The following is a 14,589-nucleotide window of genomic DNA, read 5'->3' as shown; positions in this document are numbered from 1 at the left end:
TATTAACTATGAAAAAAGTCTACATCAATAGCATCTCAAGTATCACAGCTCAAAAAACCTTTGATAATTCAGAGTTTTTAGACAAGCTTATTATACATGAAAATCAAGTTGTTTTTGCTGTAGAACCTAATTATAAAGATTATATTCCTCCAGCAGCTGCCAGACGTATGGCAAAAGGAATCAAAATGGGAGTTGTAGCTTCTAAAATGGCTTTACAAGAGGCTAATTTGGAACAAGTAGATGCTATAATTACAGGAACTGGAATGGGTTGTTTACGCGATTCTGAAAAGTTTTTAAGTGCCATAATAGATAACAACGAGCAGTTTTTAACACCAACATCTTTTATTCAATCTACACATAATACTGTTGGAGGACAAGTTGCCTTAGAGCTGCAATGTAAAGGCTATAATTTTACTTATGTCCATGGAAGTAATTCTTTTGAATCTGGATTATTGGATGCCAAAATGCAATTGGAATTAGATGAAGCTCAAAACATTTTGGTTGGTGGTGTCGACGAATTAGGAGATCATACAACCAAATTAAACAAAATTATACATCATATTAAAGATGAAAAAATCTCTTCTATGGAGATTTTAAACTCTAAAACAAAGGGAACTGTTTTTGGTGAAGGTGCCAATTTTTTCGTCTTATCTAATAAAAAACAAGCCTTTTCTTACGCAGAGATTCTTTCAGTAAAATTGTTTAACACCTTAGATCATACCGAACTTAACGAAATAGCTTTGAGTTTTTTAAATGATAACCATCTCAGTGTGGAAGATATAGACACTGTTGTTTTAGGAAATAATGGAGATGTAGAATTTGATAGCCATTACTACCAATTAACTTCAGGTATTTTTAAGAACACTCAACAAGTCTGCTACAAACATCTTATTGGAGAATTTAATACAGCCTCTCCTTTTGGACTGTGGGTTGCCTCCAAAATATTAAAAAATCAAACGGTTCCCGGAGCTTTAAAAAAGAACGATTTAGCAACTTCTTCTTTTAAATATATACTCCTTTATAATATGTATCGTGGAGAAAATCATAGTTTCATCTTACTTAAATCATGCTAAACTTTAAAAATGTAAACAGCTTAGCAATTATTTTATTAATAAGTTTAATAGTCGCTTACATTTTTCTTGGTATTTCTCTTTGGTGGTTTGTTTTATTAGGGTTTTTATGGTTTACTATTACGGCTTTAGGTTCTGGGTTGATTGGGTGGAATTACCATTTAAAAGCACTTAACTCCAACTCTTTAATTTCAGAAAATCAAGTTGCTATTACTTTCGACGATGGCCCTAATCCAGAATTTACACCTAGAGTTTTAGAACTCTTAAAATCTTACCAAGCTAAAGCAACCTTTTTTTGTATTGGACTAAACACAGAAAACTATCCAAAGCTCATCAATAATATTATAAATGAAGGGCATACTATTGGAAACCACACCTATTCACACCACAATATGTTTGGGTTTTTTAGTACCCAGCAAGTAATAGATGAATTAAAACAAACCAACGACCTTGTTCTGGAAAAAACCGGTTTAAAACTCAAGTTATACAGACCAGCTTTTGGAGTAACTAATCCAAGAATTAAAAAAGCTCTTGAAATTACCAAACTTCAGGCTATAGGATGGAACAAACGCTCTCTAGACACAACCAGTTTAAACAAGGAACATGTTTTAAAACGTGCTTCAAAAAATTTAAAAAAAGGCGATGTTATCTTATTACACGATTCAAGTGAAAAATCTTTATGGGTTTTGGAACAGTTATTGTTAATTTTACAGAAGAAAGATTTACAAGCTGTAACAATCGATAAACTTTTTAATATAGAGCCTTATGCGTAGTGTTTTAATTCTTTTACTGTTTATATCCGTTTCAGTTCATGCACAAACAAAAATGTCTGCTCCAGAAGCCGAGGCTTTAAAAACCCTTGTTAAACAACAAGCATTAACTACTAAAACCATTTCTAGTAATTTTACCCAATACAAACATTTAGACTTTTTATCCAACGACATTGTTAGTAAAGGAAAACTTGCATTTAAAACCCCTGACCTTGTAAAGTGGGAATATACTGAGCCCTTTATTTATGCTGTAATTTTTAAAAATGAAACTCTATTTATAAATGATGAAGGCAAAAAAAATCAAGTAAACATGGGTTCTAACAAGCTGTTTAAAGAATTAAACGGTTTGATAATAAACAGTATTAAAGGTGATATGTTTGATGACGAGGCCTTCGAAATTAGTTACTTTAAAAAGGATAAATACAGTCGAGTACACTTTATTCCGAAGGATAAAAAATCTTCAAAATTTATTTCTGCTTTTCATATAACATTCAACGAAAAAGGCGATGTTCTAGAAGTAAAAATGATAGAACCATCAGGAGATTTCACTAAAATTGTTTTCACAAACAAAGAATTAAACAAACCTCTTGCTGATGCGATTTTTACTAATTAGTCTTTGTTTTTTTGTGGTTTCTTGTGGAAGTTACCCTGAAAAGCAAAACTTCCTAACAGAAAATTCGACTTCACAAGAAATTGAAAACCTTTACTTTTCAGATCCTAGCATAGACTATGTCTATAAAGCATCTATTGATGTTTACGACAGAAATTTTAGTGGACTTTTAATCATCAAAAAACTTACAGACAAAGAACATCGGGTGGCTTTTACTACGGAGATGGGCAACAAAATGTTCGATTTCTCCTTTACTGAAGACAATTTTCAGGTGAATTTCATTTTAGATGAACTCAACAAAAAGATGCTCATCAACATATTAAAAAAGGATTTTAAAGTCTTAATTTTAGAAAACCCGTTAATTTCTAATAGCTATTCTAAAGAAAATAATCAGGTTTTTGAAACCTTGATTTACAATAAAAAACATTATTATTTCACTGAAAACAACCAGTTAAATCAAGTGATTAAAACTAAAAACGGAAAAGAAAAAGTTCAGTTTTTATTTTCAGAAATAAATAATCATCTTGCCAACCAAATTGAAATAAAACATCAAAATATTAAACTAAAAATTAAATTAAAATCTATCACCCAATGAAAAACCTACTTTTATCAATAGCATTTATTGCTGTTAGCATATCAACATACTCTCAAGTTAAAGTGCGTCCGGGATTACGTATGGGTTTAAATGCTTCGACAGTAACAAATCATCATAATTCCGAAAGAGTCCTTGGACTTAATGGAGCCATGTTTGTGAACATCCATTTTGCTAGTTTTTACGAATTACAACCAGAATTAACATACTCCAATCAAGGATATAAAGCCGAACGTTTTTCTGGAGTAGTTGATCCTTATGACCCTTATTTTTCTTCTTCAGAACAGGATGTGAATACGCATTATTTGGGCTTAGCCATTGCAAATAAATTTTATTTTGTGCCAAACCTTGGTCTACATCTAATTGTTGGCCCAACTTTAGAGATTAATGTTTCAAACAACTCTTACTACGACGTCACACCAGTTGATCTATCTTTATTTGGAGGTATTGGTTACGAATTCCCTATGGGACTTGGAATTGAAGCTAGATTTAAACAAGGAATCATTGATGTTCGCGATAGCTTTTACAATTTTAATGACGAATATTACTATGAAAACAACAAATTAAATTCTGTGTTTCAGTTTAATATCTATTATAAATTTGGCATGTAATTCGTCTTTGAAGAACATTTGTGATTATTCTTAAAAACATGAAAAACTTACTGCTATCTATCTGTTTTATTTTTGTTGTAAGCATTTCCCTCTCTCAATCCAAAAAAGGGATTGGTTTCCGTGGAGGTATCAATATTTCTAAAATAACAAATGCCAGCTTAGAACATAAAACTAATGCCTATTTTGGAATATTTTATCAGACAAGAATCTCAGATTTCTATGCACTACAACCCGAATTAGGCTATTCTAATCAAGGTGGAAAAACAAAGAATGAAGGTTTGATTTATGTAGAATATATTACTATTGGGGTAACAAATAAATTCTTTTTATCTCCAGGTTTGGGCTTATACCTGTTGGCAAGACCAGGTTTAGATCTCGATATAGACGACACATTAATCGGGCTAATAAACAGAGGCGAAGGAAGTGGTAATCAAGCTACTTTTATAGATTTTAGCATGTCTTTTGGGTTTGGTTTCGAATTTAAAAATGGTTTAGCTATAGAAGCACGATATAAACAAGGATTAATAGATGTATATTCCGGCTCTTTTCATAATTTTGACTCAGAATTATATCAAGATAGGAGCCAGTTTAATTCTGTTTTTCAAATTGGTCTCGCTTATAAATTTAACACTAGTAAAAAAGATTAGTCATGTTGCTAAAAGATTTTTATAAAATAAATGCGCTTAATGTAGTCGATAATATAACTACTGCCAAAATCACCATCAACAAAAATCACGACATTTTTAAAGGTCATTTTCCTGGTAATCCTATAACTCCTGGCGTTTGTATGATGCAGATAATTAAAGAACTCACAGAGCAAATTGTCGATAAAAAACTTTTTATGGAATCGTCTAGCAATGTGAAGTTTATGGCCATTATCAATCCTGAAAAAACACCAAACTTAGTATTAGAATTAGACATTAGTGAAACAGATACAGGCTACAAAGTAAAAAACAGTACCACTTTTGACGAGACTGTGGCATTAAAATTGACTAATAATTATAAAGTCATCTAAAATATTTTTATTGTGAAGTTTCTAACCCTTTTTTTATCCATTATAAGTTTTTTTACGCTTTCTCAAAATCTGAGTGAAGTTCGTATGGCTTATAAAGAAGCGACTCAGGACAAGGAAAACATGTTGGTTTTTTACAACATGCTTAAAGATGTCAACAAAGAAAATAATGTGTCTTTGGTTGCCTACAAAGGAGCTGCCATTGCTTTAAAAGCGAAATATTCTGAAACTCTAAAAGATAAAAAAGATGGTTTTATTGAAGGCGTTTCATACATAGAATTTGCCATAGAAAAAGAGCCAAATGCCATTGAGCCTCGCTTTATTAGATTAGGTATTCAAGAAAATACCCCAAAAATTTTAAAGTATAAAGACCATATTGACGAGGATAAACTCTTTCTATTGAAACAATTTGAGCACATTTCTTCAGAGAATTTAAAAGGACATATAAAAGACTATATTTTACAATCTAAAGTCTTTACGGATGAAGAAAAATCAGTAATTTCGGATCAATAACAAAACAATGCTTCATAGAATTGAATAACGAGCTTATTAGACAAAAAATTACCAATTTAAACGTATGTGTCATCATTCCAACATACAACAACCATCGTACTCTAAATCGAGTTTTAGATGGAGTTCTAGAACTAACTAGTAATATTATAGTTGTTAACGATGGTTCTACAGATACTACTTCAACTATTTTAAAGGATTACCAGCAGCTTCAGCAAATTCATTTTTCAGAAAACAAGGGAAAAGGTTTAGCGTTAAGAGAAGGTTTTAAACATGCCATTTCTTTAGGTTATAAACATGCTATTACTATAGATTCTGATGGACAGCATTTTCCTAGCGATATTCCAGATTTCATTGCGGAGCTAGAGAATAATTTGGGCAAAGACCTATTGGTTATTGGTTCTAGAAATATGGAACAAGAAGGTGTTCCTGGAAAAAGTAGTTTTGGAAATAAATTTTCAAACTTTTGGTTTTGGATAGAAACTGGTATTAAACTTAAAGACACCCAATCTGGATTTAGATTGTATCCGTTAAATGTAATCAAAGACCTGAAATTTTACACCAATAAATTCGAGTTTGAAATTGAAGTTATAGTAAAAACGGCATGGAAAGATGTGGACGTTATAAACATGCCCATTCAAGTGTTATATGACGAATCTGAACGTGTATCACATTTCAGACCTTTTAAAGATTTCACCAGAATTAGCATCTTAAATACATGGCTTGTATTTTTGACTTCTATCTATTACTTCCCTAGACGACTTTTTAGAAATATTAAAAAAAAAGGACTTAAACGATTTTTTGTAGAAGATTTATTAGGTCATAACGACTCACCAAAAAAGAAGGCGCTATCTATTGCTCTAGGAACCTTTATAGGTTTTTCGCCTCTTTGGGGATTTCATACCTTTTTAGTTCTATCACTCGCCATTTTTCTAAAATTAAATAAAGCCATATCTTTTGCCTTTTCCAATGTGAGTTTACCTCCTTTTATTCCGTTTATTATTTATGCGAGTTTGGAATTAGGTCAATGGGTTTTAGGTGAAAAAATCTCTTATTCCATTGAAGAAATGATGGATAATTTTGAAGCAATTGAACATCTAAAAACGTATATTGTTGGAAGTTTTACCTTAGCAGTTATTGGAGCGATTGTTTTTGGACTAATTGGATATATTTTCTTTAGCTTTTTTGATAAGAAGAATATGGCATTAAAAAATGATTAACCTTTTTTATAACATACACACCTTTTTAGCCTCAAGAAAAATTCTAGGCTTTTTTGCTTTAGGGCTTCTTGTTTTAAGCCTAGGTTTTCTAGCTTCAAAAATTACGTTTGAAGAAGATATTACCAAGCTTATCCCTATTAACGAAGAAAATTCCAATCTTCAGAAAGTTTTAAAATCGGTTAATTTTGCCGATAAGATTATTGTAAACATCAAAAAGGAATCTTCTGGCTCTATTAACGATTTAACACAATACGCCACACAGTTTATCGATAGTATCAATACTACTTCCAGTACCTATTTTACTAAAATTCAAGGAAAAGTTGAAGATGAAGAAATTCTTAATACTTTAGATTTTGTCTATAACAACTTACCCCATTTTCTAGACCCTTCAGATTATAAAATTATTGAAAACAAACTCCAAAAAGATAGTATTGATGCCATTACCACTGCCAATTACAAAACCTTGATTTCGCCGTCTGGAATGGTAGCTAAAGAAACCATTTTAAGAGATCCGTTAAGTCTTTCTTTTTTAGCCTTAAAAAAATTACAACTTCTAAGTTTTGGCAATGAGTTTACAATGCAAAATGGCTTTTTATTGAGTAAAGATAAAAAACACATCCTTTTATTTATTTCTCCTACTTATCCATCTAGCGAAACATCTGAAAACGCTCATTTTGCAGAACAGCTTTATAGTTTAAATTCTAAATTAAATAAGGAGTTTAAAGGCAAAATTAGTAGCGAATATTTTGGTGGAGCTTTGGTAGCAGTTGCCAATGCCAAACAGATAAAAAAAGATATTCAATTAACCGTTGGAATTGCTGTTACAGTCTTATTACTAATCTTAATTCTTTTTTATAGAAAGCTAAGTGTGCCTCTTATTCTTTTTGTACCAACTGCTTTTGGTGCTTTATTAGCAGTAGCTTTACTCTTTTTAATTAGAACAAAAATTTCGGCTGTTTCCTTAGGAATTGGCTCGGTATTACTTGGAATAACTCTCGATTATGCCTTGCATATTTTAACGCATATAAGAAGTAACAATAATGTAAAAGCACTGTATCAAGAAATTACCAAACCTATTTTAATGAGCAGTTTAACTACCGCTCTTGCGTTTTTATGTTTACTCTTTTTAGATTCTCAAGCGCTTCAAGATTTAGGCCTGTTTGCAGCTATTAGTGTGCTTGGAGCTTCTTCTTTTGCTTTAATTTTTATTCCTTTAGTTTATAAAGACAAAAGTAAAAGCTCTAAAAAATCCACTGTTTTAGATAAAGTAGCAAGGTATCCGCTTCATAAAAACAAATGGGTTTTAATAGGTTTAGTTTTGCTGTTTTTTATGAGTTACTTTACTTATACAAAAGTAACTTTCAACAACGATTTAGCTAACTTAAACTTTGAACCAACTGAACTCCGCGAAGCCCAGGATAGATTAGATGCCTTAACCAATATAAATTCTAAATCCGTTTATATTGCAGCTTACGGCAATAAAGAACAAGATGTTTTAATTGCAAACGACAGCATTTTTTCAATCCTAAAAAGTCTGAAAGAAAAAGATAGTATTATTGGGTTTAGCTCTATAAGTACCTTAATAAAATCTACTGAAATCCAAGAACAACAATTAGAAACTTGGAATAGTTTCTGGACAGAAGAAACCAAGCAAATCACACAAAAAAACCTGATTGAAAGTGGTTCGGAATTAGGTTTTAAACCTAGTAGTTTTGAAGAGTTTTACTCACATTTAAATTCAGATTTCAACGTTTTAAACGTTGACGGTTTTAAAGATTTTAAAACTATTTCTGTTGACGATTATATTGCAACCAAAAACGATTTTACAACCATTACTACCTTAGTTAAATTAAAAGACGAACAAGCCGAAAACTTGTTTAACAAATTTGAAGACAGCTCGCAAACACTTGTTATTGACAGAAAACAAATGAACGAAACCTTTTTAGGTAATCTTAAAAACGATTTCAATAGTTTGGTTGGCTATTCGTTTTTTGTAGTTTTACTGCTTTTATTACTTTTTTACAGAAGCTTTTCTTTAACCTTAGTAACCCTCCTCCCTATTGCCTTAACTTGGTTGTTAACCATAGGAGTTATGGGTTTATTTGGAGTAGAATTTAATATTTTCAACATCATAATAACCACCTTTATTTTTGGTTTAGGAATCGACTATAGTATATTTATCACCAATGGCTTGCTACACGAATTACGAACAGGAGAAAGCTCCTTACCAACTCATAAAACATCCATTTTACTTTCTGTAATTACAACTATTTTAGGTGTTGGTGTTCTCATTTTCGCTAAGCATCCAGCATTGCATAGTATTTCCTTGGTGTCATTAATTGGAATTTCATCGGCCATGTTGATTTCCTTTACTATTCAGCCATTGTTATTTATCTTTTTCGTAGGAAGTAAACACAGTAAACCTTCGCCAATCCTCATGTTTATTCACTCTTCTATCTCTTTTACCTATTATGGCTTAGGAGGTTTGTTTTTATCCTTAATCGGCATTGCTGTTATGAAAGTAGTACCAATAAGTATGAAAATTAAAATGAATTGGTTTCATAGAGTCATGTCGAAGTTTATGAAATCAGTTTTAGATTCTTATCCCTTTTTTAAAACCAAAGTGATAAACGAATCTCATGAGACATTTGAAAAACAAGCCATGATTATTGCTAATCACACCTCTTTTCTAGACATTTTGGCTATTGGCATGTTGCATCCAAAAATGATTTTCTTAGTCAACGATTGGGTTTACAACTCGCCATTCTTTGGAAAAGCAGTCAAACTTGCTGGTTTTTATCCCGTATCTAGTGGTATTGAAAAAGGTGTGGATCATCTTCAAGAAAAAGTCAATCAGGGTTATAGTTTAATGGCTTTCCCTGAAGGAACGCGTTCATACACTAATAAGGCAAAACGTTTCCATAAAGGAGCTTTCTTTTTAGCCGAAAAATTTAAATTAGATATCGTTCCAGTAATGATTCATGGAAATTCTGAAGTGCTGCCAAAAGGAAATTTCGTTATAAAAAGAGGTGTTATTTCAGTTAAAATATTAGATAGAATCCCATTTAAAAGTGATTTTTTTAACGGTACAACCAGAGATACAACAAAAAAAATTAGTACTTATTTTAAAAATGAATTTAATGTTTTAAGAGCAAACATTGAAGATGAAAGCTATTTTCATAAGGTTGTTTTGGAAGAGTTTAGATATAAGGGTGATACTCTTTATAAACAAGTAAAGTTAGATTTAAAAACTAATAAAACAACTTATAAAACCATCATAGATTCGGTTGGAGAAAAAGATGGTATTTTGCATTTTTCGAAAACTTGTGGGCAATTGGATTTCTTATTGGCACTGGACAGACCTGATAGAAAAATCTTTACTCATTTTGAAGATAAACCTATTAGTGCCATCATTAAAAACAGTTATTTAACTAATAATCATTATAAAATTTCGGTATTAGATACACCTGAAGAAATTTTAAAACAAAAAGGCAATGTTATCATTCTGGATGATATACATGTAACTAATGAACAACTTGAAACAGTTATTTTAAATGGAGTTAGTACAGTTATATTGCTTCATTCAAATATAGAATCAGCTTCAGAAATAATTAAAAACCATACTTTTAAGATAGTACATCAAACAGATCAAATAATCATATTAACCAAAACAGTAAGTCCTTGAAACCAAAACCTAAATACGATGTTGTAATAATTGGCAGTGGCTTAGGAGGTCTGGTCTCAGCAGTCATTCTTGCAAAAGAAGGTTACAGCGTTTGTGTTTTGGAAAAAAATCAACAGTATGGTGGTAATCTTCAAACCTTTGTTAGAGACAAATCAATTTTCGATACAGGCGTTCACTACATAGGAAGTTTAAGCAAAGGACAAAACCTTTATCAATACTTCAATTACCTGGGAATTATGGAAGAGTTGGCATTAAAAAAAATGGATGAAGAGGGCTTTGATGCTATTACTTTTGATGACGATGAAAAGGAATACCTTTATGCCCAAGGCTATGAGAAATTCATTGAAATTTTAGTTGCAGATTTTCCAGATGAAGAAGCAGCCATTCAAGCTTACTGTAATAAAATAAAAGAAACCTGCGATAAGTTCCCACTATATAGATTAAAACCTGGCAGACCTTATGCAGATGGAGTATTTAAACTACAAATTCGAGAGTTTTTAGAATCCATAACAGATAACAAACTCTTACAAGCTATTTTGGCTGGAACCAATTTTTTATATGCAGGAGATGGTTATAAAACGCCATTTTATGTGCATTCTTTATCAGTAAACTCATACATTCAAAGTTCTTATCGTTGTTTAAATGGAGGCAGTCAAATTACTAAATTATTAATCCGAAGACTTTTAGAAGCTGGTGGTGAAGTATACAAATATCACGAAGTTGTAAAATTTAAGTTTGAAGATGAAAAAATAAGTTCTGTAATTTGCGAAAATGGTAATGAAATTCAGGGAAATCAATTCATCTCAAACATTGAGCCTAAGCTTACCTTAGACCTAATTGGGCAAGGAAAACTGCGAAAGTCCTATGTCAATAGAATTAAAAACATAGAAAGTACCATTGCTGCTTTCAGCCTATATATTGTCTTAAAACCTGATTGTTTTAAATATATAAACAAGAATTATTATCATTTTAAATCGGTTGATGCTGTTTGGAATGGACAACATTACACCCAAGAAAGTTGGCCAGAAAACTATATGCTTTCCATGGGAATCAAGAAAAATAACGACGAGTATGGTGATAATATAACTATTATGACCTACATGCGTTATGAAGAAGTGGAACCTTGGGAAAACACTTTTAACACAGTAGCTGATAAAAATGATCGTGGGCAGACTTATGAGCAATTCAAACAAGAAAAAGCCGAAAAAATCATCATAGAATTAGAGAAAAAATTTCCAAATATTCGAGAATGTATTTTGGAAACCTATACCTCATCACCTTTGTCATATAGAGATTATATTGCCACCAATCGCGGTTCTATGTATGGTTATTCTAAAGATGTAAACAAATCCATGCAATCTTTTATTTCACCTAAAACCAAAATTGACAACCTCCTTTTTACTGGACAATGTTTAAACATGCATGGCATTTTAGGTGTAACTATTGGTGCTGTTGTAACCTGTTCGGAAATATTAGGGCAGGAATATTTATTAAACAAGATTATTGAAGCTAATAAACCCACAAAAACTAAAGAAACATGAAGCTAGTTTTTAAGATACTCTTTCTGTTTTTGATATTTAGCTTGAGCTCTTGTGGAGTTTCAAAATCCATAAAAGATGTTCCAGATGTTAGTAGTTATAATCTCAATATTCCGGAGCGTGAAAAAGTTTCCGATACCTCTTTCACCACTGAAAATGGCTATCTAACAAAAAATAAATTTGGTCAATGGGAATTATATGTTGCTGGAGATCCCTATCAAATTGGCTTAAATACTGGAAGTTTAACCAAAGAGCTTTTTGAGAAACAAGAACATGCTTTTTTAAGTAAAGTGGACGAGTTGGTACCCTCAAAATTCAAACAATCTCTATTGCGAAAAATGTTGGCTTGGTACAACCGTAAAATGTATTTACATGTTCCAGAAGAATACAAAGCAGAAATTTTAGGGCTTTCTAAATATGCAGGAGACGATTATGATTATGTAGCAGACGATTATTTACGAATGCTTTATTTCCATAGCGCTCATGATATTGGTCATGCGCTTCAAGACCTCATGTTAGTAGGCTGTTCATCCTTTGCTGCTTGGGGAGATAAAACGGAAGATGGGAAATTAATTATCGGTAGAAATTTCGATTTTTATGCTGGCGACGATTTCGCAAAAGACAAAATAATTTCCTTTGTAAAACCAACAAAAGGCTACAATTTTATGTCTGTAACCTGGGCTGGCATGATTGGCGTTGTTTCTGGAATGAACAATCAAGGTTTGACTGTGACAATCAACGCTGGGAAGTCTGATATTCCATGGGTGGCCAAAACCCCAATTTCTATTCTTACTCGCGAAATTTTACAATATGCCTCCAATATTGAAGAAGCCATTGCAATTGCTAAAAAACGACAGGTATTTGTCTCAGAATCCATTTTAGTGGGAAGTGCTAAAGACAATAAAGCCGTTACTATAGAAGTGTCTCCTAAGAATTTTGGAGTTTATGAAGTTGAAAATTCCAATCAGTTAATTTGCTCCAATCATTTTCAAAGTGAGGCTTATGCAAATGATGAAAAAAACAACAAACACAAGGCTGAAAGTCATTCGCAATACCGTTACGAACGTATGGAAGAGCTTTTAAATGAAACTCCAAAAATCACTCCAGAGCTAGCCGTCGATATTTTGAGGAATAAAAAAGGTTTACAGAATAAAACGATTGGTTTTGGCAATGAGAAAGCTTTAAATCAACTGTTGGCACATCATGGCATTGTTTTTAAACCTGAAGCAGGGTTAGTCTGGGTGTCCGCAAATCCGTATCAATTAGGTGAGTTTGTCGCTTATAATTTGAATACTATTTTTTCTGAAGGACCAGAAAACAAGCAAGCCATACCATTAAATAATAAAGAGCTAACTATAGAAAAAGATCCGTTTCAATATACTCAAGCTTATAGCAATTATGAAACCTATCGTATATTAAGTAGAGAAGTTTCTAAAGCAATAAATAACGATGATCATTTGGATCCAAACATATTAAACAAACTAAAAAACAGCAATCCAGAGTATTGGAAAGCCTATTATTTGATAGGAATATATCATTATGAAAAAAAGTATTACAGAGCGGCATTAAATGCTTTTGAAATAGCAAAAACCAAAGAAATTACAACAGTTCCTGACCAAGAACATATAGATTTGTATATTAAGAAGATTAAAAGGAAATTAAACGAATGATTCCCGAGATAGAAAAAGCATCCGCACAAGACATAAAAACCTTTCAAGAAGAAAAATTGAAGGATTTACTGCAGTATTTAAACACACAATCTCCATATTACAAACGTATGTTTAAAGAGCAAAACATTGATATAAATTCCATCCATAGACTTGAAGATTTAACAAAAATCCCAACCACGACAAAAGATCAATTACAACAATACAACAACGATTTTCTATGTGTTCCTAAAAACAAAATCATTGATTATGTTACGACTTCAGGAACTTTAGGAGATCCGGTAACTTTTGCATTAACTGACAACGATTTAAACCGTTTGGCACACAACGAAGCCATGTCTTTTTCATGTTCTGGAGTTACAGAAAACGATATCATGCAGCTAATGACCACTATAGACAGGCGTTTTATGGCCGGCTTAGCATATTTTTTAGGAGCCAGAAAACTAGGTGCTGGTATTATTCGTGTGGGAGCAGGAATTCCGGAATTGCAATGGGATTCTATTTTAAAATTTAAACCTACCTATTTAATTGCTGTGCCATCGTTTTTATTAAAACTAATTGAACACGCCAAGCAACATAACATCGACTTAAAAAAATCTGGAGTAAAAGGAGCTATTTGTATTGGAGAACCTTTACGAAATCAGGATTTTTCTTTGAATACCTTAGCTGAAAAAATTACCTCTCAATGGCAAATAGACTTGTATTCAACTTATGCTTCCACCGAAATGAATACGGCTTTCAACGAATGTGAAAAGCAACAAGGTGGACACCATCATCCGGAATTGATTATTGTTGAAATTTTAGATGAAAACGATCAACCAGTTTCTTCACATGACGTTGGAGAATTAACCATTACTACATTAGGAGTTGAAGGTATGCCCTTGCTTCGTTTTAAAACAGGAGATATGGTTCAAGCTCATACAGAAGCTTGTGGTTGTGGTAGAAACACCATGCGTTTAGGACCAGTTGTTGGGAGAAAAAAACAAATGATAAAATATAAAGGCACCACCTTATATCCGCCAGCAATGGATAATATTTTAAACGATTTTAACGAAGTAGAAAGCTATATCATTGAAATTTCAAGCAACTCGATTGGTACGGATGAGATTTACATTAAAATAGCAACTAAAACTCCAACGGACAATTTATTATCAAGAATTAAAGACCATTTTAGAGCTAAATTACGCGTGTCCCCACGCATTGAAATTCTGGATAAAAAAGAAATTCAAAAATTACAATTTCCTATTATGAGTAGAAAACCCGTTATGGTTATTGATAAACGGCATAACGAGTCTTAAACTATT

At 32.1% G+C, this 14,589-nt stretch carries 13 protein-coding genes; all 13 read left to right on the top strand.

Annotated elements, in window-relative coordinates:
• Window positions 1-8: 8 nt before the first annotated feature.
• The 13 genes from OS191_RS11470 to flxY are packed head-to-tail and all read left to right on the top strand — an operon-like array spanning window position 9 to window position 14,583.
• On the top strand, window positions 9-1,073 hold the full coding sequence (locus OS191_RS11470) for a beta-ketoacyl synthase N-terminal-like domain-containing protein (RefSeq protein ID WP_267155849.1): 1,065 nt from the start codon (window positions 9-11) through the stop codon (window positions 1,071-1,073).
• Window positions 1,067-1,843: a polysaccharide deacetylase family protein gene (locus OS191_RS11465; RefSeq protein ID WP_267155848.1), complete on the top strand. Its 777-nt coding sequence runs from the start codon at window positions 1,067-1,069 to the stop codon at window positions 1,841-1,843. The genes OS191_RS11470 and OS191_RS11465 overlap by 7 nt, the downstream gene beginning before the upstream one ends.
• Window positions 1,836-2,453: a flexirubin biosynthesis/transport protein LolA2 gene (gene lolA2, locus OS191_RS11460; protein ID WP_267155847.1), complete on the top strand. Its 618-nt coding sequence runs from the start codon at window positions 1,836-1,838 to the stop codon at window positions 2,451-2,453. The genes OS191_RS11465 and lolA2 overlap by 8 nt, the downstream gene beginning before the upstream one ends.
• The gene (gene lolB2 / locus OS191_RS11455) at window positions 2,434-3,045 is read left to right on the top strand and encodes a flexirubin biosynthesis protein LolB2 (protein ID WP_267155846.1); all 612 of its coding nucleotides are present in this window, start codon (window positions 2,434-2,436) and stop codon (window positions 3,043-3,045) included. The genes lolA2 and lolB2 overlap by 20 nt, the downstream gene beginning before the upstream one ends.
• A complete protein-coding gene (locus OS191_RS11450; protein WP_267155845.1) occupies window positions 3,042-3,653 on the top strand; it encodes a porin family protein in 612 nt (203 codons plus the stop codon). The genes lolB2 and OS191_RS11450 overlap by 4 nt, the downstream gene beginning before the upstream one ends.
• Before the next feature lie 38 nt (window positions 3,654-3,691).
• Window positions 3,692-4,300, top strand: a complete 609-nt coding sequence (locus OS191_RS11445; protein ID WP_267155844.1) for an outer membrane beta-barrel protein — start codon at window positions 3,692-3,694, stop codon at window positions 4,298-4,300.
• A 2-nt stretch (window positions 4,301-4,302) separates the two neighbouring features.
• Window positions 4,303-4,668, top strand: a complete 366-nt coding sequence (locus tag OS191_RS11440; protein WP_267155843.1) for an ApeI family dehydratase — start codon at window positions 4,303-4,305, stop codon at window positions 4,666-4,668.
• Between the two features lie 12 nt (window positions 4,669-4,680).
• Window positions 4,681-5,178, top strand: a complete 498-nt coding sequence (locus OS191_RS11435; RefSeq protein WP_267155842.1) for a hypothetical protein — start codon at window positions 4,681-4,683, stop codon at window positions 5,176-5,178.
• A 20-nt stretch (window positions 5,179-5,198) separates the two neighbouring features.
• Window positions 5,199-6,395, top strand: a complete 1,197-nt coding sequence (locus tag OS191_RS11430) for a DUF2062 domain-containing protein (protein WP_267155841.1) — start codon at window positions 5,199-5,201, stop codon at window positions 6,393-6,395.
• The gene (locus tag OS191_RS11425) at window positions 6,388-10,080 is read left to right on the top strand and encodes an MMPL family transporter (RefSeq protein WP_267155840.1); all 3,693 of its coding nucleotides are present in this window, start codon (window positions 6,388-6,390) and stop codon (window positions 10,078-10,080) included. Before OS191_RS11430 ends, OS191_RS11425 begins: the two co-directional genes overlap by 8 nt.
• Window positions 10,077-11,621, top strand: coding sequence for a phytoene desaturase family protein (locus tag OS191_RS11420; RefSeq protein ID WP_267155839.1), 1,545 nt, complete (start codon window positions 10,077-10,079; stop codon window positions 11,619-11,621). The genes OS191_RS11425 and OS191_RS11420 overlap by 4 nt, the downstream gene beginning before the upstream one ends.
• Window positions 11,618-13,288 carry a C45 family autoproteolytic acyltransferase/hydrolase gene (locus OS191_RS11415; protein ID WP_267155838.1) on the top strand — a complete coding sequence of 557 codons (1,671 nt, stop codon included), beginning with the start codon at window positions 11,618-11,620 and terminating at the stop codon, window positions 13,286-13,288. The genes OS191_RS11420 and OS191_RS11415 overlap by 4 nt, the downstream gene beginning before the upstream one ends.
• The gene (flxY, locus tag OS191_RS11410) at window positions 13,285-14,583 is read left to right on the top strand and encodes a flexirubin biosynthesis putative acyl-CoA ligase FlxY (RefSeq protein ID WP_267155837.1); all 1,299 of its coding nucleotides are present in this window, start codon (window positions 13,285-13,287) and stop codon (window positions 14,581-14,583) included. Before OS191_RS11415 ends, flxY begins: the two co-directional genes overlap by 4 nt.
• Window positions 14,584-14,589 lie beyond the last annotated feature (6 nt).

Source organism: Xanthomarina sp. F2636L (assembly GCF_026410195.1).
Taxonomy (GTDB): domain Bacteria; phylum Bacteroidota; class Bacteroidia; order Flavobacteriales; family Flavobacteriaceae; genus Xanthomarina.
This window is presented reverse-complemented; position numbering and strand designations above follow the sequence as displayed.

Coding starts and splice junctions, on each gene's coding strand:
- OS191_RS11470 (WP_267155849.1), top strand. CDS start 9: ATGAAAAAAGTCTACATCAATAGCATCTCAAGTATCACAGCTCAAAAA.
- OS191_RS11465 (WP_267155848.1), top strand. CDS start 1,067: ATGCTAAACTTTAAAAATGTAAACAGCTTAGCAATTATTTTATTAATA.
- lolA2 (WP_267155847.1), top strand. CDS start 1,836: ATGCGTAGTGTTTTAATTCTTTTACTGTTTATATCCGTTTCAGTTCAT.
- lolB2 (WP_267155846.1), top strand. CDS start 2,434: ATGCGATTTTTACTAATTAGTCTTTGTTTTTTTGTGGTTTCTTGTGGA.
- OS191_RS11450 (WP_267155845.1), top strand. CDS start 3,042: ATGAAAAACCTACTTTTATCAATAGCATTTATTGCTGTTAGCATATCA.
- OS191_RS11445 (WP_267155844.1), top strand. CDS start 3,692: ATGAAAAACTTACTGCTATCTATCTGTTTTATTTTTGTTGTAAGCATT.
- OS191_RS11440 (WP_267155843.1), top strand. CDS start 4,303: ATGTTGCTAAAAGATTTTTATAAAATAAATGCGCTTAATGTAGTCGAT.
- OS191_RS11425 (WP_267155840.1), top strand. CDS start 6,388: ATGATTAACCTTTTTTATAACATACACACCTTTTTAGCCTCAAGAAAA.
- OS191_RS11415 (WP_267155838.1), top strand. CDS start 11,618: ATGAAGCTAGTTTTTAAGATACTCTTTCTGTTTTTGATATTTAGCTTG.
- flxY (WP_267155837.1), top strand. CDS start 13,285: ATGATTCCCGAGATAGAAAAAGCATCCGCACAAGACATAAAAACCTTT.